The sequence below is a fragment of the Microbacterium sp. PRC9 genome (genome assembly GCF_031844125.1).
GTDB lineage: Bacteria > Actinomycetota > Actinomycetes > Actinomycetales > Microbacteriaceae > Microbacterium.
The window spans coordinates 406211-426888 of sequence record NZ_JAUZUR010000002.1 but is presented as its reverse complement, the minus strand read 5'-3'; the positions used below and the strand labels follow the sequence as shown (position 1 = coordinate 426888).

Annotated in this window: 20 protein-coding genes; 12 read left to right on the top strand and 8 right to left on the bottom strand. The window is 67.9% G+C overall.

All coding sequences use genetic code 11. From position 1 onward, the window contains the following. Positions 1-526: 526 nt before the first annotated feature. Positions 527-1105: a DUF998 domain-containing protein gene (locus Q9R33_RS05630; RefSeq protein ID WP_311293103.1), complete on the bottom strand. Its 579-nt coding sequence runs from the start codon at positions 1103-1105 to the stop codon at positions 527-529. A 453-nt stretch (positions 1106-1558) separates the two neighbouring features. On the opposite strand from Q9R33_RS05630, the gene Q9R33_RS05625 reads away from it, so the two are divergent. Then, a complete protein-coding gene (locus Q9R33_RS05625; RefSeq protein WP_268776129.1) occupies positions 1559-1684 on the top strand; it encodes a hypothetical protein in 126 nt (41 codons plus the stop codon). A gap of 173 nt (positions 1685-1857) precedes the next feature. On the opposite strand, the gene Q9R33_RS05620 is transcribed toward Q9R33_RS05625, so the two are convergent. Further along, complete coding sequence (locus Q9R33_RS05620; protein WP_311293102.1) at positions 1858-2586, bottom strand: DUF72 domain-containing protein; 729 nt, start codon at positions 2584-2586, stop codon at positions 1858-1860. Between the two features lie 27 nt (positions 2587-2613). Next, positions 2614-3069 (bottom strand): SRPBCC family protein, encoded by a 456-nt coding sequence (locus Q9R33_RS05615; protein WP_311293262.1) that lies wholly within the window; start codon positions 3067-3069, stop codon positions 2614-2616. 162 nt (positions 3070-3231) lie between these two features. Here Q9R33_RS05615 and Q9R33_RS05610 point away from each other — a divergent pair, with 162 nt between their 5' ends. From Q9R33_RS05610 to Q9R33_RS05590, 5 genes are all read left to right on the top strand, one after another. Then, positions 3232-4590, top strand: coding sequence for a cytochrome P450 (locus Q9R33_RS05610; RefSeq protein ID WP_311293101.1), 1359 nt, complete (start codon positions 3232-3234; stop codon positions 4588-4590). Positions 4591-5059: 469 nt separating this feature from the next. Further along, entirely contained in the window at positions 5060-5548 is a 489-nt protein-coding gene (locus Q9R33_RS05605; RefSeq protein ID WP_045298365.1) for a GNAT family N-acetyltransferase, read from the top strand. Positions 5549-5851: 303 nt separating this feature from the next. Then, positions 5852-6862 carry an acyl-CoA dehydrogenase gene (locus tag Q9R33_RS05600; RefSeq protein ID WP_311293100.1) on the top strand — a complete coding sequence of 337 codons (1011 nt, stop codon included), beginning with the start codon at positions 5852-5854 and terminating at the stop codon, positions 6860-6862. Next, positions 6859-8241: a bifunctional PIG-L family deacetylase/class I SAM-dependent methyltransferase gene (locus tag Q9R33_RS05595; RefSeq protein ID WP_056369623.1), complete on the top strand. Its 1383-nt coding sequence runs from the start codon at positions 6859-6861 to the stop codon at positions 8239-8241. Before Q9R33_RS05600 ends, Q9R33_RS05595 begins: the two co-directional genes overlap by 4 nt. Further along, positions 8238-8960 (top strand): glycosyltransferase, encoded by a 723-nt coding sequence (locus Q9R33_RS05590; RefSeq protein ID WP_235560229.1) that lies wholly within the window; start codon positions 8238-8240, stop codon positions 8958-8960. Before Q9R33_RS05595 ends, Q9R33_RS05590 begins: the two co-directional genes overlap by 4 nt. 189 nt (positions 8961-9149) lie before the next feature. Here Q9R33_RS05590 and Q9R33_RS05585 read toward each other — a convergent pair whose 3' ends face one another. The 3 genes from Q9R33_RS05585 to Q9R33_RS05575 form a co-directional block, all read right to left on the bottom strand. Further along, a complete protein-coding gene (locus Q9R33_RS05585) occupies positions 9150-10460 on the bottom strand; it encodes a GGDEF domain-containing protein (protein ID WP_310245634.1) in 1311 nt (436 codons plus the stop codon). 405 nt (positions 10461-10865) lie between these two features. Further along, a complete protein-coding gene (locus Q9R33_RS05580; RefSeq protein WP_310245631.1) occupies positions 10866-11720 on the bottom strand; it encodes an NAD(P)H-hydrate dehydratase in 855 nt (284 codons plus the stop codon). Then, positions 11704-12555, bottom strand: a complete 852-nt coding sequence (locus Q9R33_RS05575) for a histidine phosphatase family protein (RefSeq protein WP_310245629.1) — start codon at positions 12553-12555, stop codon at positions 11704-11706. The genes Q9R33_RS05580 and Q9R33_RS05575 overlap by 17 nt, the downstream gene beginning before the upstream one ends. Positions 12556-12721: 166 nt before the next feature. On the opposite strand from Q9R33_RS05575, the gene Q9R33_RS05570 reads away from it, so the two are divergent. Both Q9R33_RS05570 and Q9R33_RS05565 read left to right on the top strand, forming a co-directional pair. Then, entirely contained in the window at positions 12722-13717 is a 996-nt protein-coding gene (locus tag Q9R33_RS05570) for an NADP-dependent oxidoreductase (RefSeq protein WP_310245627.1), read from the top strand. Between the two features lie 51 nt (positions 13718-13768). After that, positions 13769-14485 carry an SDR family oxidoreductase gene (locus tag Q9R33_RS05565; RefSeq protein WP_310245624.1) on the top strand — a complete coding sequence of 239 codons (717 nt, stop codon included), beginning with the start codon at positions 13769-13771 and terminating at the stop codon, positions 14483-14485. 49 nt (positions 14486-14534) lie between these two features. Here Q9R33_RS05565 and Q9R33_RS05560 read toward each other — a convergent pair whose 3' ends face one another. Both Q9R33_RS05560 and Q9R33_RS05555 read right to left on the bottom strand, forming a co-directional pair. Further along, complete coding sequence (locus Q9R33_RS05560; RefSeq protein WP_310245622.1) at positions 14535-15131, bottom strand: TetR/AcrR family transcriptional regulator; 597 nt, start codon at positions 15129-15131, stop codon at positions 14535-14537. Between the two features lie 200 nt (positions 15132-15331). Further along, positions 15332-15610, bottom strand: a complete 279-nt coding sequence (locus Q9R33_RS05555; protein WP_310245619.1) for a hypothetical protein — start codon at positions 15608-15610, stop codon at positions 15332-15334. Positions 15611-15856: 246 nt separating this feature from the next. On the opposite strand from Q9R33_RS05555, the gene Q9R33_RS05550 reads away from it, so the two are divergent. The 4 genes from Q9R33_RS05550 to Q9R33_RS05535 all read left to right on the top strand — a co-directional run bounded on the left by Q9R33_RS05550 (position 15857) and on the right by Q9R33_RS05535 (position 20620). Continuing rightward, positions 15857-16849 carry a glycosyltransferase family 4 protein gene (locus Q9R33_RS05550; protein WP_311293098.1) on the top strand — a complete coding sequence of 331 codons (993 nt, stop codon included), beginning with the start codon at positions 15857-15859 and terminating at the stop codon, positions 16847-16849. Positions 16850-17022: 173 nt separating this feature from the next. Further along, on the top strand, positions 17023-18153 hold the full coding sequence (locus Q9R33_RS05545) for a glycosyltransferase (RefSeq protein ID WP_311293097.1): 1131 nt from the start codon (positions 17023-17025) through the stop codon (positions 18151-18153). After that, positions 18153-19166 carry a glycosyltransferase gene (locus Q9R33_RS05540; RefSeq protein WP_311293096.1) on the top strand — a complete coding sequence of 338 codons (1014 nt, stop codon included), beginning with the start codon at positions 18153-18155 and terminating at the stop codon, positions 19164-19166. The genes Q9R33_RS05545 and Q9R33_RS05540 overlap by 1 nt, the downstream gene beginning before the upstream one ends. Continuing rightward, positions 19163-20620: a glycosylase gene (locus Q9R33_RS05535; protein ID WP_311293095.1), complete on the top strand. Its 1458-nt coding sequence runs from the start codon at positions 19163-19165 to the stop codon at positions 20618-20620. The genes Q9R33_RS05540 and Q9R33_RS05535 overlap by 4 nt, the downstream gene beginning before the upstream one ends. Positions 20621-20678: the final 58 nt, after the last annotated feature.

Genomic DNA, 20678 nt, shown 5'->3' with positions numbered 1-20678 from the left:
AACGTGTCTTTGACCGTCGCGCGGTGTCGCCGGCGATTGCCCAGATCCGCGTGATTACGCGGTTTATGCAGGTTTCGGTCGAATTGAGCATTATGCTCAGTCGTGTTCGAGTCCCTCCAGGGGCAACACCATTCTTTGCCTTCTTGACCAGGGGTTTATTTCGGAGCTAGGAGGCCTGACCCGGGCATTCGCCGGACACAGTAGCGCCGGCCATTCGCCGTCTCGTACGGGTTCACGCTGCCCATGGCCCGCGGCCCCGCCTCCGTCTGCTGGCCGACCGCGTAGTTCAAGCCCTCGAGCCCGTCGCGATTGCAACCGGTCACGTTCCGGCTTTCGAAGCTTCGATTTCCATCTATACAACGGGCCGAGTGGCGCCGAGGTCATCCCCTCCCCGCGACGGAGAGGGTGAAGCCCGAGGCGAGTCCTTCTTCGAGTGCGTCGTCATACAGGGCACTGAAGGTTCGGCGGAGGTGTCGGCCGAGGCAGCACTTGACGCCGCCCCCGCGTTCGCGACGGCGCTGCTGCATCACACGACGGACAGAACACCGATAGCGGCGACCACCACCCATCCCAGGTAGGCGAGAAAGCAGAACCTGTCCGGCCATCCGATTCGGATCCCAGGCGAGCCGCCCCTCCCGTGCGCGGGGGCGGCGGCGACGAGGAACCACACCAGGCCGGCGAACGGAACAACGGAAGCGACTGCCAGCACCCATCCGAGCGCGCTCGCCACCCCAACCCCCGCGAACAGCGCCGCGGGCGGAAAGCCGGCCAGCAGCACACCGCCCAGGACCGTGTGCGCCCTGCCCACGGGCGTGGCCTGTGGACGCGGAGTCATGATCGGATCGGCGTCGATGAACGCTGCACCGAGCGCGCCGAGCGCGACGGCGGCAAGTCCGATCGTCCACGCGCCGCCGAACGGCCACAAGGCGACGCACGTCGCGGCAGGGCTGATGGCCATCGTGACGAAGGCGAGGCGCATGACCCACCCGTATCGCCCGACGGAGTACTCGCTGATCATCCGCCAAGACGGCTCATATTCGGGCTTGAGGACATGAAGGATCGCGATCAGCCCAGCCGTGATGCCGCCGGCGACGAGCGCAGTCATGGCTGCGATGGCCGTGGCGCTCAACATCGGACAGCCATACCTGTAGCGGCCACGGGCATCCTCCTGCGCGGCTTTCTATCCCCACCGTAGCTCGCCATCCGCGGCTGAGCCGCCTGGACCACCCCCGTTAGGGTGAGTGGTCGCCCGATCCCCCGGCGGTCCGAAAGAAGGCGGCGCCCTCGAGTCGGTGTCAGGACCAGAAGGCGAGGCCGACGAATATCGCGCCGAAGGGGATGCTCGCGCTGGCGGCCAACTCCAACGCGGGACTCGTCATCGACTGTGACGGCGGCGGTCGCCTTCGTGTCGGTGATCGCATCGTCGCCGGGGCAGCGTGACGGCCGAGCGTGACGCGATGCGCTCGGGGCGGAAGGGCCGGCCGCTGTCAAGCCCCATCGTCGGTCTCACGCGCAGAAGCAGAATCTATTCGCTGGATCAGCGTGGAGGCACAAGAAGATGAGAACGATCAGACCCATCGTCCGATACGGCTTCGACAAGGACGAACTGCGTGATCAAGCCGACGACTTCGAGGACGCACTGCGCGCCGAGATGATCGATGCCGGGGTGATCGAAGATTGGTGATTCTCGAACCCAGCATTCGCCTCGCCGGGCGGCACTTCCGACTCCAGTCGGTGGTCAACTTCGCATCGATCATTCGCGATACGAGCATTGCCCGATCCTAAGCTCCGGCACCACCTGGCTGGTCTCCATCCCTCGCCTTCCCTCATAGGCCCGCGAGCGTCTAACCCGGACCTCTAGACGCCGAGCAAGCGTTTGAGGGTGAGGGCGTTGCGGACGGCGTTACCCTCTCCGTCGTTGTTGAAGTAAGCGAACACGTCCCGACCCGAACGATCCCATTCGCGGATGCGCTCCGCCCACCACTGCAGATCCTGGTCGGAGTAATAGCCACGGTAGAGATGGTCATGGTGCGGGCCGTGCAGCCGGATGTAGACGAAGTCGGCCGTCGCCCGCAGGATGCACGACAGGCCCGCACCGCTCATCACGCAGTACGCGGCGCCGTGATCCTCGAGCAGCCGGAGCACTTCCTCCACCTCCCAGGTCGGATGACGCAGCTCCACCGCGATCCGCATCCAGTCGGGCACTCGTTCGAGGAAGTGGCGCAACCGTGCGTCGTCGCGCGGCAGCGTCGGCGGCAGCTGGACCAGCACCACAGCCCGCTTGTCGCCGAGCTCATGCCAGCCCTCCGACATCCGCTGCACCCACACCTCGGGGGAATAGAGCTTCTTCGCGTGGGTGAGGCCGCGGGGCGCCTTGACCGACATCGCGAAACCGTCAGGAAGCCGTTGCCGCCAGCTGCGGAAGCCGCCGACTGGCGGCCAGCGGTAGAAACTCGCGTTGAGCTCCACGGTGTCGAACGCGGACGCGTACGTGGAGAGCCGCGCTCCGGAAGCAAGACCGACCGGATCGAGCACGCCCTCCCAGTGGTCGTAACTCCAGCCGGACGTCCCGATCCGGATGGTCATCGCACGCCCGCTGAAGGGCGTCGTCGCCTAAGCGTCGACGTCGCCGCGCCACGCACCGCTCGCGCTGCCCTGCGCCTCGATGAATTCCTTGAAGTTCTTCAGATCCTTCTTCACCGCATGGCCCCCCGCGCCCACCAGGGCGCCCAGTTTCTCGACCAGGCCCTCGGGCGCCCAGTCCAGCTGCACGGTGACACGACTGGTCGTGTCCGTGAGCTTGTGGAATGTGACCACTCCGGCGTGTTCGGTGTCTCCGCCCTTGCTGGTCCATGCGACCCGCTCATCCGGGTGCTGCTCCGTGATCGCTGCATCGAACTCGCGCGTGAAGCCGCCCACCTTCACTGTCCAGTGGGTCAGAGTGTCATTGGTCTGTGTGATCGATTCGACCTCGTCGAGGAACTTCGGGAAGGTCTCGAACTGGGTCCACTGGTTATAGGCGGTGCGGACGGGAACGTCCACGTCGATCGTCTCGATGATCTGCACGATGGGGTACTCCTCGCTGGATGTCGGATCCTGTTCTCCTATTAGGCAGGACCGTGCTCGGCCGTGCTCAGGGGTTGACAAGGACGTCGTGGAGCGACAGCTATCACACTCGCGTCTCTACCGCTTCCCCCTGCACATTTTGGGTGGCGGTTGCGAGGGTGAAGCATGGCGATCTCCGAGCCCGAACCGCAGTCCGACAGCCCGCGCACCGAAGGCCGGCCACGTGCCGAAACGCAAGGGAGGCTGGTGGATGACGCGGCCGGTGTCCTTCTTCGCGGCTACGGCTTTGGCGCTCACGTCTGGCGTCGCGTCGCGCGTGGAGCGCGCGCCGCACCCATGCGACTGCTGGGTGGGGACGCGATGCTCGTCCGTGGGGTGGAGGGGGTGAACCTTTTCTACGACCAGGACCGGATCGCACGCCACGGCGCCATGCCGGCCATCGTGCAGGAGACGCTGTTCGGCAACGGTTCCGTGCACAGTCTCGATGGCGAGGCGCACTTCCACCGCAAGAGCACGTTCGTCGAGGCCGCATACGAGGACGAGCAAGTGGAACGCCTCGTGCCGTTGCTCGAGCACGAGTGGGAGGGCGAGCTCGGCGACTGGCTCGAAGGGGGACGACGCAGCGCATACGACGCTGCGGTGGGTGCCTTCGGACGAGCCATCATGCGGTGGGCGGCACTGCCGGGAACGCGGGATGCGCAGACCCGGTGGGCGCGACGGCTCGCCCAGATCGTCGACGGATTCGGAGCGCCGTACTCGCCGGCGTTTCCGAGGGCGATGGTGAACCGCTGGTGGTCGGATCGACACGCTCAGCAGTTGGTCGAGGCCACGCGAGCGGGGGATCTTACGCCTGGGGCAGAGACGGCTCTGTTCCTGTGGGCTTGGCATCGCGACGAGAACGGCGACCTCTTGCCGCCGCGCGTCGCGGGGGTGGAACTGCAGAACACCATGCGACCGATGATCGCCGTTGCGAGGTTCGTGGCGTTCGCGGCGAAGGAGCTGCACGATCGCCCTGCGTGGAGAGAGCGCATCGCGGCCGAGGTGTCCGAGCGAACTCGATTGCAAGGGGGACCGGCCGCCACGATGTTCGCGCAAGAAGTGCGCCGCACCGCACCGTTCGTGCCGATGCTGCCCGGCTGGACTCTGAAGGACGTCGAGCTGGACGGTGTCACGCTGTCCAAGGGCGACCGAGTGGTCCTGGACATCCTCGGCACGAACCTGGATGACCGGTCTTGGGAGAGCGCGGAGCGGTTCGATCCGGAGCGATTCCGCGGCGTCGACGATTACGAAGCGCTCACCGCGTTCATTCCGCACGGCGGAGCCGAGGTCCGCACCGGCCATCGGTGCCCAGGCGAGAAGCTCGCGATCGTCGGACTCTCCACCGCCATCGCAACGCTCAGCGACCCTCGTATCTCGATCTCGGGAGTCGGACTGGGTGTGAACCGTCGACGCCTGCCCACCAAGCCGCGGTCCGGAGGGCTCGTCCGTGCAGCGCCGTCAGCGTCGCGGTGTCCCTTTCACTAGCCTGGAACGTCATGCCGCCGGCGTCGCCCGCCTCGTCGGGTGTCAGCGCTCACCGCGGGTGGAGTGCGGCGCGGGTGCCGAGGAAGTCCAGTTTCACGGAGGAGACCGGATCGAGGCCGATGACAGCGACCCACCCGTCCGCGAGGTAGGCGGCATCCGTTCCGGGCTCTGGCGTGTTCGACGTCCTGAAGGTGAGCCACGAGGAGTTGCTCCATCTTCCTCGCGCCCGGCGCACTCGTCGCCGTCCTCCAGATGTCCGGTGACAACCGGCGCATGGGGTCGAGCCCGTTTGTCAAGCACCGCCCACAACCTTCCCCAGCGTGCTTCGATGATGCTTCCGCGTCGGGCCGTCGGAGATGCCGTGCAGCCCGTGGCCGGAGTATGGAAGGCGGTCATCATGACTGACGCTCCTGACGCGTTGCGGAGCAATGCGGGATCCGGGAAACCGGTCCGAGACGTGGACGAGGTGATGGTCCGTCCCATTCACCCCGACGACGCGGGCGAAGTGCTCACCGTGCAGCGAGCAGCGTTCGTCCAGGAGGCGCTGATCTACCGCGACCCTGACATGCCCGCACTCACCCAGACACTCGAGGAACTCGAAGCGGAGCTCGCTGACAACCTCGGATTCGTGGCGGGAAGGCGACAGCGGATCGTCGGCGCCATTCGGGCTGTCGCGGACGGCGACCTCCTGCTGATCGGGCGGATTGCGATCGCTCCCGACCAGCAGGGCGAAGGAATCGGCGGGATGCTGCTCGACGCGGTCGAAGAGCGCGGCTGGTCGGTCGGATGCCGCGAGGCAGAGCTCTTCACCGGTTCGCACAGCGACGCCAACGTGCGGCTCTACACCAGGCGGGGGTATCGCGAAACGGAGCGGGTCGACCAGGGCGACGGTACGGCTCAGATCTTCCTCCGCAAGCAGCTGCGCAACGACCCCTCCCCCGGCTCGTCGGGGGCTTAGGCCCCCTTTCCCGGCCGATCCGCAGGTGAGGCAGGGCGGTTCCCCGGTCCCCCGCGGTCGATGAACCTGGCATGCAGCGCCCCTCGGTGTCAAGGCCGGCGACGCCGCCGTGATGGCCACCTACGCTCGCCCGAGAGCAGAGCGTCATCGATGATCAGGAGGAACCCGCGTGGCACGAGTGACAAGACGGGCCTCAGCCCCTCGCCCGCTGGAGGTCGGATCATGATCACGAGTGCCCGACGGACGCAGCAGCCTTCACTGCTTTCTCCTGGAATCCCGGGCGAGCCTGCCTCCACTGGCGCTATGGCCGATGCCGAGTCGGGGGTGTCGCTCGGCCACGACATTCCCGCCACCATCGGATGGTCCGTCGCCATTGGGAACTCGCTCCCCACCGTCGGCACCGGCGACACGGTGGAGCTGTGGGATAGTCTCGCCGCGACCGCGTTCCGCGATGTCGCCGCTGCGCGTGTGCTCGAGCCGCATCTGGATGCACTCGGCATCCTCGAGCAGGCGGGCACGAACCTCGCATCCGGCGCCGATCCGTGGAATCTGTCAGCGATCGGGGTCGACGAGGACTCGTCGTGGGGCGTCTTCGCGGCGGAAGGGCCGGGTCTGCGGGTGGACGCGCACCAGAGCGCTTCAGGCTGGACCCTCTCCGGCAGGAAACCGTGGTGCTCTCTCGCTGCCCATCTTTCCCACGCCCTGGTGACGGCCTTCGTCGGCGACCAGCGCCGGCTCTTCGCGGTCGCTTTGGATGAACCAGGGGTGCGCCCGCATGACGGACCGTGGGTGGCGCGGGGCCTCGCCGATATCGTCAGTGCCCCCGTCGATTTCGACAGCGCGCCGGCTGTCCCGGTCGGTGAGGTCGGGTGGTATCTCTCACGTCCGGGGTTCGCCTGGGGCGCCATGTCGGTCGCTGCCTGCTGGTGGGGTGGCGCGCTCGGGGTTCGAGACGCGCTCCTCGCCTCGGCATCTTCGGAGCGCGCCGATCAGCTCGCGTTCGTGCACTTCGGTCGGGCGGATGCTGCGCTCTGGGCGGCGCGCGCAGCGTTGCGCGAGGCCGCGCAGCTCGTGGACACGCAGGCGAAAGTCGACTCGAGGCTGCTCGCCGAACGTGTGCGTGCCGTCACGGTCGGCGCCGCGACCACGACTCTGGCCGAAGCGGACGCCGCCCTCGGTCCCGCGCAGCTGGCCACGGACTTGTCGTACGCACGCCGAGTCGCCGATCTTCACCTCTATCTGCGACAGCACCACGGTCTCCGCGACGCTGCCCGGCTCGGCCGGCTTGCGGTCGAAAGCGAGACATCGAGATGAGTGCCGCATTCAGTCACCTCGATGCGGGCACGCCGGAATCGGCGTGGCGCGACGAGTTCGCCGGGCGTTCGCTTCGGCCGCTGGACGCCCAGTTCGAGGTGCTCGTCGTCGTCGCGGCGCACCCTGACGATGAGACCCTCGGCGCCGGCGGGCTGCTTCACCGGGCTGCTCGCATCGGGGCGCGTGTGGTGGTCGTGATCGCCACCGACGGTGAAGCCTCCCACCCTGCCTCTCCGACGCACGACCGGGAGACGCTCGCCCGGCTGCGCCGCAACGAAGTCGCCCGGGCCATCGCGATCCTCGCACCGGACGCCGAGGTGCACTTCCTCGGTCTTCCCGACGGACTCCTCGCCGAACGCAAGGGCCACCTGCGGGAGCGACTCTGCGCGATCTTCGACGTCCACCGCACCGCCAACCCGAGACGTGTGCTCGTCGCCGCACCGTGGTCCCAGGACCGGCACCGCGACCACCGCATCATCGCGGAAGTCACGAACACCATCGCACGCCACCGGCGATTCATCTTCCTCGAGTACCCGGTGTGGGCCTGGCACTGGGGAACCCCTGACGACCTTCCCTGGGACCGCGTCGTCGCCCTCCCTCTCACAGACGACGAACTGCACGCGAAACGGGACGCCCTCGCCCGCCACGTCAGCCAGATCTCGCCGCTGTCGGATCAGCCGGGAGACGAAGCGCTGCTGCACCTCGGCATGCAAGACCACTTCCACCGCGACATCGAGGTCTTCCTCACCGCAGAACCGGACGACGCGCAGGCACAGAGCATGGAAGCCGACTGGTTCGATGAGTTCTACCGTCGCAACAGCGACGACCCGTGGGGATTCGAGTCGCGGTGGTACGAGCAGCGCAAACGCGCACTCCTGCTCGCGACGCTGCCCGCACGCGAGCTCGGCGACGTGTTCGAGATCGGCTGCGCGACGGGACTGCTCACCGCCCAGCTGGCCCCCCGCGCGCGCGAAGTGATCGCGATGGATGCCGCGACCGCCGCTGTCGAAACAGCCCGGGCCCGCCTCGCCCCCGAGGCTCGGGTATCGGTCCGGCAGGGCCGCGTCCCCGAAGACTGGCCGACCGGCCGATTCGACACCATCATCTTCTCCGAAATCGGCTACTACCTCTCACCGACCGACCTGCAGCACACGCTTCTCCGGATCGAAGCCTCGCTCGGAGACGACGGCCACGTCGTTGCCTGCCATTGGCGTCACTCCGTCGCGGAGTACCCGCAGACCGGCGATCAGGTGCATGAGGCTCTCCGATCCGTCCCAGGGTGGGAGACCGTCAGTCTGCACGTCGAGAAGGACTTCTTGCTCGAGGTGTTCGCGCGTCGCCCCGCGAGATCCGTCGCCGAAAGGGAAGGGCTCGCATGAGACGCGAGCAGACGGACGTCATGGTCGTCGTCGTTCCCGTCCGCGACGAAGAACTGCTACTCCACGCGTCGTTGTCCGCGTTGAGGGCGGCCGTCGAGACGGCGTCGCGTGCGGGCATCCGCTCCGAGGTGCGCATCGTGCTCGACGCGTGCACGGATGCGTCCGCTGAGGTCGCATCCCGGTTCGGCTTCACGAGTCTCACCTCGACCGCGGGGCGTGTCGGAGCGGCGCGTGCGGTGGGCGTCTCCCACGCCATCGACGCACTCGCAGAGGTACCCGTCGGGCGCCTCTGGATCGCGAACACCGACGCCGACTCCCGCGTCCCTCCGGGATGGCTCACCAACTTCCGCGCAATCTCCCGCATCGCGGACGTGTGTGCCGGTACGGTGCGGCCGGACTTCGATGACTTGTCGATCGCTCAGCGGTCGCTCTGGCTGCGCACGCATATCCGCGGCCGACCGAACGGCAACATCCACGGCGCCAACCTCGGTGTGAGAGCCACCACGTACCTTGCCGCAGGCGGATTTGCGCCCATCGGCGAACACGAGGACGTCGACCTGATCGCACGATGCCGGAGCAACGGCGCTGTCGTCGCCGCCAGCGACGACGCCGAGGTCATCACGTCAGGCCGCCTCATCGGACGCACCGCCGGGGGCTACGCGGGGTTCTTGCGACGCCAGGCCTCCGACCTTGCCGCCGGGGCGACGGACCAGTTGTGAAACTGACGAGGCACGCAAGCGACTCCTCAACGGGCAAGGTTCCGAATTCGATCGGGCTGGCCCGGCCGATGGTCGGTCACAGGTAGCCCGTCCTTGGTCTAGTGAGTGCATCTCGAGTCAGGCGACGGGCCCCGGAGGCGGGCGGGTCTTTCCTCCATGACTCGCCAGTTGTGATGTCCAGGGACGTTGCTACGTGGAGCAGTCGCGGTCGCCGTGCGGAGTCGACGTGGTGAGCTCGACTCGGTTTCCACCCGCGCTCTTGGCTCGGTACATGGCCAGATCGGCGTCGCGCATGAGCTGGTCGGCGGAGACGGTGCCTCTGGCCGGCGCGATCGCGACTCCGATGCTGGCTCGGAGTGGCGGCAGGGCGGGCGGCCAGTCGATGTCGTCGCTGAGAGCGCGCAGAACTCGTTCGGCGATGTCCTCGGCATCTCGTGGCCCGGTGACCGGACAGATGATCACGAACTCGTCGCCCCCGTAGCGGGCGACCAGGTCGTCCACGCGAGCGCCGGCGATCAGCCGGTTCGCCGCGTCTCGAAGCATGCGGTCCCCGGCCTGATGCCCGAGCTGATCGTTCACCTCCTTGAAGCGATCAAGGTCGATGAACAGCGCCGCGCAACGCGACGATTCCACGAGCCTGGAGGCCTCGGCTTCCAGCAATCGCCGGTTCGGCAAGCGGGTCACATCGTCGTGCATGGCCGCATGGGCAAGTCGCTGCTGCAGGCGCAGCGTGGCGAGCGCCTGGGCGGCTTGTCCCGCGAGCGCTTCTGCCAACGGAGCGGCTTCGTCGTCGAACGAGCGCTCGTGGTGAAACCAGTCCACGAAGGCACCGAAGTCCATCTCCTCGTGATGAAGGGGCGCGGCAATGAACCCACGAACACCAGCGCCCTGCATGGCGGCACCCAACCCAGCCATCTCCTGGTCGGCCTGCTCCACACCGACCGCCTTGACGACTCGCCGTGGTGCGGTCACCAGCTGTACCAGCGATTCGGGGGCCACGCGACCCGCGAGCGGATACTGCCCGGCTGCCACCACGCTGCCACCGTCGGGCCTGGCGAGCAGCACGGTTGACTGGGCGGCACCGTAGGCACGCGCGGATGCGTCGGAGAGCACCTCAGCAAGGCGGATCTCGCTCACCGCCGTCGCGAAAGCTACCGATGAATCCATCAGCAGCTCGAGCCGCACTCGGGTGCGATCAGCGAGCGCGTAGCGGCGACGCAGATCTGCCAACGCACGGTAGCGCTCCGAGGCCTCTGAGATCACCAGCAGTTCGCCGCGGCCATCGCGATGTCGACTCACCATCGCCGCCCGATCTGGGGCGCCTGCCTGCAGCATCACCCAGGGGCCCGCTCCGACCGCGGAGGGCATGAGATCTTGCGAGGCTGGCAAGAGGAGGTCGGCTATCGGCCGACCCACAATCGCGTCGAGCGCCTGCCCCACCCACTCGATGAACCACGTGTTCGCGTGCGCGATCAGTCCACGCTCATCGGTGCGCACCACACCCACAGGAAGCGCGTCCGCTCCAGCCACCACTCTCCCCGTTCAGGCGATCGGACGGCAACTCAATCAGCCCGACTATCGCAGTCCATGAAGTCTGTGGGGAGTCTAACACACCTGTATGCGCGCCCTATGTGATCTCTATCCAGCGGCTCTGTCCACCCATTACCCGCGCATCCTGTTCTGGAAGCTCCGAATTTGATCCCAGCAGCTGGGGCCAGGCGCTGGTGGTGTCGGGCTCATGCGCGCTTCTGGTCTCCCACGATGGCCCTCCTACGTCAACGACGTCGAGGACCCCGTGGGAAGTGACACCACGCTATGAGACGCGCCCATCCTGAACTCAACCGGAGGGTGGTGGGTGCACACCCCGGGCGCGGCGCCGGCCTTGAAGTCCGCTGTGGCTGACGTTCAGACCGCTCGTGAGCCGACCACTTCCCTGATCGCTGCGGTGAGTTCCGTTCCGATATCACGGGCCAGGAATCCGAGCCCGACCCGCTCGGTGAGCCGGTCACCCGCACGTGCATGCGCCCAACTCCCCCACACGGCGGCTCGCGCCGGTTGGACGCCGCGGGCCGCGATGCCGGCGATGGCGCCCGCGAGCACGTCGCCGCTGCCGGACGTGCCCAGGCCCGACCCTCCTGCCGTCATCCTCCAGAATTCCCCGGTAGGTGTGGCGATGTCGCCGTAGCAGCTCACGGCTGCGTCGTAGCGTCGGCTGATCTCGAGCAGGCCGGCAATGGGCTCGTCGCCGAGATCACGGCCGAGCAGGATGGCTGCCTCCTCCGTGTTCGGCGTCAGCACGAGATTCTTGGGCAGTTCTTCGCGTGGCACCTGGTTGAGCACGCCGAGGGCGAAGGCATCGAGCACGAGGCACCGGATGCGGCATGCTGCGACAGCTCGGAGCGTGTCACGTGCCTGCTCGGGATCGTCGAATCCGGGACCGAACAGCACGGCATCAGCTGTCTCCAGAGGCTCGCGCAGCCCGTCGGGAAGGCCAGCTCGGGAGGAGGGCGGCAGCGCCAGCACAGCTGCCTCAGGCACAGCGACGCCGAGGGCGCTCTGCACTGGTTCGGGAACGATGAGGGCGAGTCGGCCGGCGCCGACGCGCAGCGACGCCTCGCCTGCCAGGGCGACCGCACCCGGCGTGCGCATCGAACCGCCGACGACAACGACCTGCCCCCGGGTCTTCTTCGAATCGCCCGGGTCGGGCAGCCCCCACTCGCGGAGGAGCTCGACCGTGACATCGCTACGTGGGCTGGACATCCGGGCTCCCCGGGTGCACGGTGACCGGCGCACCATCGATGTGCAGATGAGTCACATCAGCGAACGCGTCGAGCTGCCATGAGTCCCCCGAACGAGTCAGGTGGGTGACCGAGGCGTTGAGTACGGTTCGGGATGCCGCGAACTGGAGAAGTCCAGCCTCGTCCAGGGGCAGCAGCAGGTAGAGCAGAACCATGACGACGGCGTCGTGCGCGACGATCAGGACCGACCCGGCACGAGGATCCGCGTCGAGGTCGCGGAGGAACGACCGCAGCCGCAGGGCGACGTCTGCCCATGACTCACCCCCGGGAGGACGGTGATAGAACTTGCCGAGATGACGGCGTCGCTGTGCTTCCGCCGGCTGCAGCCGGGCCACCCCCGCACGCGTGAGCAGATCCAGCACGCCGAGCTCGCGATCGCGTAGCCGCTCGTCGATGAGGATTCGCGGTGCCGCCTGTTCCACGGAGTCCAATGCGACGGTGAGCGTCTGTCTGGCCCGCAGGTAGGGCGACGCATAGAACCTGTCGATGGATCCGCGGCGACCGTCCATCCATGTCCGTAGAGCCAGCGCCTGCTCCTCGCCCGTCGGAGACAGCGGAACATCGGCGTCGCGGGTGTCGATCGGAATCACATCGAGGCCTTCGACCTCCGCTCGTGTAGCCGCGATGTTCGCCACGCTCTCGCCATGCCGCACGAGCCACAGTTCTTTGGGCGCCATCCGGTTCACGGTAAGGGCTCGAGCAAGGCGTAGAAAGCGGCTTGACTTTCGCGATCGCGCCGCGGCCGACCGCGAGGCATACGCGCGCCCTGCACTCGCCTCGCCGGCCGCACGTAGCACGAATTGACATCTTTACTGAGTTCACTCATACTTGAGTGCACTCCGGAACGGGTGGACGCCCGGATTTGGGATCGGCGACGGGGTGCAGGGGTGATCTTCCCCGGCGACGGCGACCGCATGGCCCGCCCGCGAAACCCCGAGACACGCCGCTCACAGGAGAACCAACATGCGCGCATTCGCCATCGACCGCTACAAACACCCGCTTCGAGAGGTCGATGCGCCCGAACCCGTCGTGGGCGACACGGACGTCCTCGTCCGTGTCGCCGCGGCGGGACTCAACCAGCTGGACGAGAAGGTGCGGATCGGCGAGTTCAAGGCCTTCCTGCCCTACAAGATGCCCCTCGTCCTCGGTCACGATGTCGCCGGCGTCGTGCTGCAGGTCGGCGAGAAGGTCACCCGCTTCGCGCCGGGCGACGCTGTGTACTCCCGTGCACGCGACGGGAGGATCGGCACGTTCGCGGAGCGCGTCGCGATCGATGAAACCGACGTCGCACGTGCGCCGCGGACCATCACCGAGATCGAGGCGGCCTCCCTGCCTCTTGTGGCATTGACGGCGTGGCAGGCGCTCGTCGAACTCGGCAGCGTCTCGACCGGCCAGAAGGTGCTCATCCACGCCGGCGCCGGCGGCGTGGGCACGATCGCCATCCAGCTCGCCAAGCACCTGGGCGCGCACGTCGCGACCACGGTGTCGGGAAAGAACGCCGAGTTCGTGCGCGAACTCGGCGCCGACGTGGTGATCGATTACCGAACCCAAGACTTCGCAGACGAGCTGTCGGGCTACGACGTCGTGCTCGACAGCCTGGGCGGCGACAACCTGTCCAAGTCGTTGCGGGTGCTGCGGCCAGGAGGCAAAGCAATCGGCATCGCGGGCCCACCGACTCCCGCTTTCGCGAAAACACTGGGACTGAACCCGCTGCTGAGACTGGTGATGGGGGCACTCAGCCGCAAGGTGCGCACGCAGGCGGCGTCCCTCGGCGTGACCTACGAGTTCCTCTTCATGAGATCCGACGGCGCACAGCTGCGCGAGATCGCCGCGCTGGTCGACGAGGGCGTGCTGCGACCGGTCGTCGGAGCCACCTTCCCCTTCGACCAGACAGCCGCCGCCTTGGCGAGCCTCGAGCGCGGTGGGATCCGCGGCAAGGCCGTCATCGTCGGCGCGTGACTGCGCCAGACACACACCACCTCCCCTCACCCGATCGAAAGGATGAAGCACATGCCTTCATTGCAGGATGCCGTCGTTGTCGTCACCGGAGCCAATGGCGGGATCGGCCGAGAGCTGGTCTCGCAGACGCTGGCGCGCGGTGCGACCAAGGTCTACGCGAGCGCCCGCGTACCGCAGCGCTGGGATGACCCGCGGGTGGTGCCGCTGGTGCTGGATGTCACCGATCCCGCCTCGGTGTCCGCGGCCGTCGACGCCGCCGCCGACGCGACCGTCGTGTTCAACAATGCCGGAGCGAATCCGCCCACCGCGAGCCTCATCGATATCGACGACGCGGCCCTCACGGCCAACGTCGACGTCAATTTCCTCGGGCCCGTGCGCGTCGCCCGAGCATTCGCCCCCGTGATCGCAGGCCGGCCCGGCGCTGCGCTCATCGACGTGCACTCGGTCGCGTCGTGGTACGCGTTCGGGGGGATCTACTCGGCGGCCAAGGCTGCGCTGTGGTCCGCGACCAACTCGTTCCGCCTCGAGCTCGCACCGCGCGGCGTCCATGTCATGGGCGTGCACATGGGGTACGTCGACACCGCGATGGCGGCGCACGCCTCCGGCCCCAAGCTGACCACGGAGGACCTCGTCGCCCAAGTGCTCGCCGGTCTTGAAGCGGGCGAGTACGAAGTGCTCGCCGACGACCTCACCAGGGGCGTGCGAGCGAAGCTGTCCGAGCCGCTCGCGGCGCTGTACTCCGAGCTCACGCCGGCGCCCGCCGCCTGACCTCGTTCCGAACGCGACGGGGCATCCGGGCTCACGCTCGAGTGCCCCGTCAGCGTATAACTGCTGCGATTTGCGTCCGCACGGCGGTCATGACCTCGGCGACCGACCACGCACGATCCGCCGCGGCCATCGTGACCAGCAGCGCGGAAGAGATCACCCGCGCGAGGACGAGCGCGTCGGTCTGCGTCGCGCCGGCACGCGCGATCAGAATCCCGGCGATGTCCTGCTCGTTCTGCTCCACGATCTCGAGCGCCTCGGCGTGGTGCGGCTCCGAGGCATCCCCGAACAGGATCTCCCGCAGGTAGATGCGTCCATTGTCGACGTGCACCCGATTGCAGGCCACGATCGGCTCCATCTGCGCGATGATGCCATCGACGACACCATCGGTGGATGCCGCGGCCTGGCGTCCGCGCTCCAGCGCGGTGGCGTAGTGGGCGTTCTGCACCATGAGCAGCAGCTCACTCTTGCTCTTGGCGTACAAGAACAGCGTGCCGGCGCCGATGTCGGCCGCCTCGGCGATCTGCTGCGTCGTGACCTCGTCGATGCCGTGACTCGCGAACAGAGTGCTCGCGGCGCGGACGATGCGGTCGAGCTTGTCTTGCTTGTTGCGCTCACGCCGGCCGAGTGCCGGAGACACCGTCGACATCACGACCCCCTTCACTTCGCGGGCCCCGGACGAATGCGGTGCGCGCCGATCGATTCTCCCACGAGGCGGGCGGAGCACAGCGAGTGAGCGCGGCCGCGTTCGACACGTCCACCCTGGCGGGGATCCCGGACCTCCTCCCGGGGCAGTGTGCGCTCGCCGTCAGGATCGCGACGTCGGTGCGAGCAATCTCGGCATGCCGTTCAGTGTGTGAACGGTTGCCGAAGGTCCTGCATCGGCTGCCCTACCTCGATCAGATATGTCAGGGGCAGCGGACCGAACACGTCCGCGACCTCGCCGCCGAGCTGTCGCGGAAAGGCGACCACGAGTTCGATGCCTGGGCGGCGCATGTTGCCGATCAGATAGTCCACGCCGCGGATGCGTTTGAGACGACCGCTCACACGAGGTCGCGAACTGCCGTGGTTCGGAGGACGCGCGAACGAAACGCGGTGGTTGATGTCGAAGTCGTCGAGATCTCCCACGGCGCACGATCGGGCGCGTGATGACTGTTCCATGCCTCATCGTCCCACGCGGCGGTCGCGAGTGGGGCCCTGGCGCGAGCAGACCGGAGTACTCGCGGAGCCGGCAGTGAGCGCGCGAGCCGACCCGCGCTGTGAACCGTCCAGGATGGGGGCGTAACGTCCGACCATGAGCGCACAGCCACCGACGAACGGCAGTGACGTGCCTGCGACCGCGACGAACCGACGAGTGCTCGAGTGAAGGTCGCGATGCTCGGTCCCATCGCCTGGCGGACGCCGCCGATCAGTTATGGACCGTGGGAGCGCGTGACGAGCCTGCTCACCGAAGGGCTGGTGCGCCGCGGGGTGGACGTGACCCTGTTCGCGACCGCCGACTCGATCACGGGCGGCGACCTCGATGCCGTCGCGCCGCACGGCTACGCGGAGGATCCGACGATGGACGGCCGGGTGTGGGAGGCGCTCCACGTCGCACACGCACTGGAACGGTCGAGCGAATACGATCTCGTGCACAACCAGCTCGACTGGCTGCCGCTCGCCTTCACCGCCCAATGGGGCGCGCCGATGATCACGACGATCCACGGCTTCTCCGGTCCCGCGATCCTGCCCGCCTACCTCGCCTCGGCTTCGACGTACGTCTCGATCTCCGACGCAGATCGCTCCCCCGGCCTGGAGTACCTCGCCACGATCTACCACGGGATCGATCCCGAGGAACTCCCGTACGTATCCGAGCCGGACGACTACCTGGTGTCGTTCGGACGCATCCACCCCGACAAGGGCACCGCGACGGCGATCGAGATCGCGCGGCGCGCCGGTCGCCGGCTGGTCATCTGCGGCCTCGTCCAGGACGCCGACTACTTCCACGACCAAGTGGAGCCCCACATCGACGGGGAACGCGTCGTCTTCCTCGGCGCCGTGGGCGCAGAGGAACGCGCTCGTGTCCTCGCCCACGCCGTCGCGCTGCTGCACCCGATCGACTTCGACGAGCCATTCGGGCTCTCGGTGGTCGAATCGATGATGTGCGGCACTCCGGCTCTCGCGTTCCGCCGCGGCTCGATGTCGGAGGTGATCGACGAGGGTGTGACCGGCAGCACCGTGGCCTCGATCGACGAGGCGGTCGCGGCGCTCCCCGCCGTCGTGGCGCTGGACCGGCGTCGCGTCCACGATCGCGCCGTCGCGCGATTCGGCGTGGAGCGGATGGTCGACCAGTACCTGAGCGTCTACGAGACCGTGCTGGCTCGCTGATCCTGTGACGACGTCCAGGCCGGACGTGTAGCGTGCAACCACAGCGTCCGGCTCGTACCCGGACGTGGACCGGACCACGGCGATGAAGGCGCGGTTCCACGAGGGATGCCGCCGGCAGACGTCTCGCCATCGTCCGGAGCGAATCCGCACGGGCATCATCAGAGAGCGTCACCGTGACCCACTACGGATTCCTCAGCACCTTTCCGCCGACTCGCTGCGGGCTGGCCACATTCACCAAGTCGCTCTCCGATGCTCTCGTCGGTCACGACGACGAAGGCACCGTCGTACGCGCGCTCGATCAGCCCGAGGATCGCGGTCGGCCCGATCCCCGTGCGCGGTCGCGCGTGCGCACCGATCTGATCGCCGGCGACAGCCTCAGCACCTTGCGCGCGACCATGGCGCTCGATGCGTGCGATGTCGCGATCGTGCAGCACGAATACGGGATCTACGGCGGACGCGACGGAGACCAGGTTCTCGACGTGCTCGCCGCGCTGAGCATCCCCGCGATCGTCGTGCTCCACACCGTTCTCGTGGCGCCTACTCCGCATCAGCGGGAGGTCCTCACCGAAGTGTGTCGACTCGCGTCCGTGGTCGTCGTGATGACGACCCATGCCCGCGACAACCTCGCCGCGATCTACGCAGTCGATCTCGCTCGCGTTCACGTCGTGCCGCACGGCGTGCAGCACGTGGCTCTCCGCGACACGAAGCCGCACAATGGCCGCCGCGTCGTCACGTGGGGCCTCCTCTCGCCCGGCAAGGGCATCGAATGGGGCATCCGCGCCATGGCGCAGCTCGCGGACCTCACTCCGAACGTCGAGTACATCGTCGCCGGGCAGACGCACCCCAAGGTGCTCGCGCATGCCGGGGAGAGCTACCGCACCATGCTCGCCGGTCTCGCCGGCGACCTCGGCATCGAGTCCTCCGTTCGCATGGACGGACGCTATCTCGAACCGCCGCAGCTCGCCGCGCTCATCGCGTCGGCGGACGTCGTCCTCCTGCCGTACGACTCCGTCGACCAGGCGACCTCCGGCGTCCTCGCCGAAGCGGTGGCGGCCGGCGTCCCCGTCGTCGCCACGGCGTTCCCCCACGCGGTGGAGCTGCTGTCGACCGGGGCCGGGATCGTCGTCCCGCACCAGAACCCGGACGCCACGGCGCAGGCGCTGCGCGAGATCATCACCGGCACGTCCGTCGCCGATCGCATGCGCGAAGCCGCGCTCCGCGAGGCGAACGAGACGACGTGGTCCGCGGTCGCCGACCGCTACCGCGCAGTCACGGCGAGGCTCGCCGCCGACAGGGCGGCATGATGGACCCCTCTCCGCCGTACGAACACCTGCGCGCGCTGACGGATCACAACGGCATCTTCGAACACGCTCTGCTCGCCACGCCGCGCCGCGAACACGGATACTGTGTCGACGACGTGGCGCGGGCGCTGATCGTGGTCGCGCGCGAGCGGCAGCAGACCGTCGAACTCCGGAAGCTGGGCGCGATCTATCTGCGCTTCCTGGAGTCGGCGGTGCGCGCAGACGGGCTCGCGCACAATCGGATGAGCGCCGACGGCGAATGGTCCGACGACCCGGCGATGGGCGACTGGTGGGGCCGGCTTCTGTGGGCACTCGGCACGATCGCCGCGCGGCGGGGCGACCCGTGGACCCGCGCTCGCGCGCTGCGCACCTTCCGCATCGCCGCGCGCGAGCGGTCGACGAGTCTGCGGACTCTGGCCTTTGCGGCGCTCGGCGCCGCTGAGATCGTGCGCGTGCGTGCGGACGACCACATCGCCCGGACGCTGCTCCGGGAGTACATCGCGGCGATGCCCGCACTGCCGGATCCGACCTGGGTGTGGCCGGAGCGCCGCCTCTCCTACGGGAACGCCTCCATCGCAGAAGCGCTGATCGCCGCAGGGAATGCTGTGGAGGATGCGGATGCCTCGGCAAAGGGTCTGCGGATGCTCGAGTTCCTCCTCTCCGTGGAGACATCGGACGAGCGATTCTCCGTGACGGGGACGGCAGGGCGCGGACCTGGCGAGAAGGAGCCGTCGTTCGACCAGCAGCCACTGGAGCTCGCGGCACTCGCGGACGCGTGCGCCACGGCGTACGCCGTCACCGGCGACCCGGTGTGGCTCCCCCCGATCTCGCTCGCCTGGCAGTGGTTCACCGGTCTCAACGACAGCGGGACCGTCATGTTCGACGACCAGACCGGCGCCGGCTTCGACGGACTCGAACGCGACGGCAGAAACGAGAACCGTGGCGCCGAATCGACCCTGGCCGCCCTGAGCACGTACCAGCAAGCACTCCGACACCGTGTGCTGACCGCGACATGACGGCACGCATCCACACGGCGGAACTGAGCGCGCAGCCGGACCGCGTGATCGCCCAGTTGTTCCTGCCGGGCGAAGAATGGTCCGCCGAGCATTCGCGCGCGGGCGAGATCATCGCGCGCGTCATGGCGATCCCCGCCGATCGGGCCGACGAGCTCGCGGCCGAGCTGACCCGCGACTTCGGCTCGCGGCATCCCGATGTCCGCTCTCTCTTCCTGGAGAACGCCGACGTGGTGAGCTCTCGTCTGGCCGATCCGGTCGACATCAGCGTCGCGCGTCGTCTGGTGCTCGGCGCGAGTTTCACGGCGGAGTACGCCGTCGAAGGGGCAGCGCTGTGCAACCCCAGCGCGATCGAGCATCCTGACCAGACAGGATTGGCGCCCGGGCAGCATCGCGTCGCTGTCGCTCTCCGCTCCATCGGGGAAGGTCACCGCTCCTGCATCGAGTTCGCCGAGGCCATCATCGGTCCCGGCCGGCGGTGGACCTTCGTGGAACGCACGCATCCGCTGTGGCGGGCGCGGATCGACGAAGGGGACTGGAGCATCGTCCACTTCCGCGCAGCGCTCGAAGAGGAGGGGATCGTCAATGAGATCTCGCACAACGTGCTGCAGGGACTTCCCGACCGGTTCACCGCGTCGGACGTCGAGGCGTCGGTGACCGGGCTGCCGGGTGCGCTGTCGCGACGCGCAGACAGCGCTCGGCACATCGAGGCGCTGCGCGAGCTGACGAACTCCGTCTACCGCGCCGTGTTCTCCCCCGAGACCTCTCTCAGCCAGCGTGTGCTCACCCCGGTGGCGGCGGAGGAACGCCACGGAATGGAGGACGCGCGATTCGTACGGTTCACCGACCTCGCCGGTACCACCCACTACCGCGGGACCTACACGGCGTACGACGGTCGCAACATCGCACCACGTCTGATCATCACGTCGGATCTGCGCGAGTTCGACATCCATCGACTGACCGGCGATGCCGCTCAGGACAAGGGGATGGCACTGTTCCCTCGGCCCGTGAACGGCAGGTATCTCGCACTGAGCCGCACCGGAGGCGAGAACATCTCGCTGGCGGAATCCCACGACGGCGTGATCTGGAACCAGGCCGGGATCGTCCACTCACCGGCGGAGGCCTGGGAGATCGTTCAGACCGGCAACTGCGGCCCGCCGCTCGAGACGCCACACGGCTGGATCGTGCTCGTTCACGGCGTCGGCCCGATGCGCAGATACTCTCTGGGAGCGTTGCTCCTCGACCTCGACGACCCGACGATCGTTCTCGGGCGAACGGCGACCCCGATCCTGCAGCCGGTCGACGACCGCCGCGACGGTTACGTGCCGAACGTCGTGTACTCGTGCGGCGGGCTCATCGTGGACGACGTGATCTGGATCCCGATCGGCATCGGGGACTCGCGCATCGGCGTGTGCTCGATGGAGGTCGACGAGCTGCTCGCGCACTTGGTTCCCTAGCCTGACTGCGGGTTGAGGAGACAGCCTCCGTGTTTCCTGCATGCAGACACGCACACCT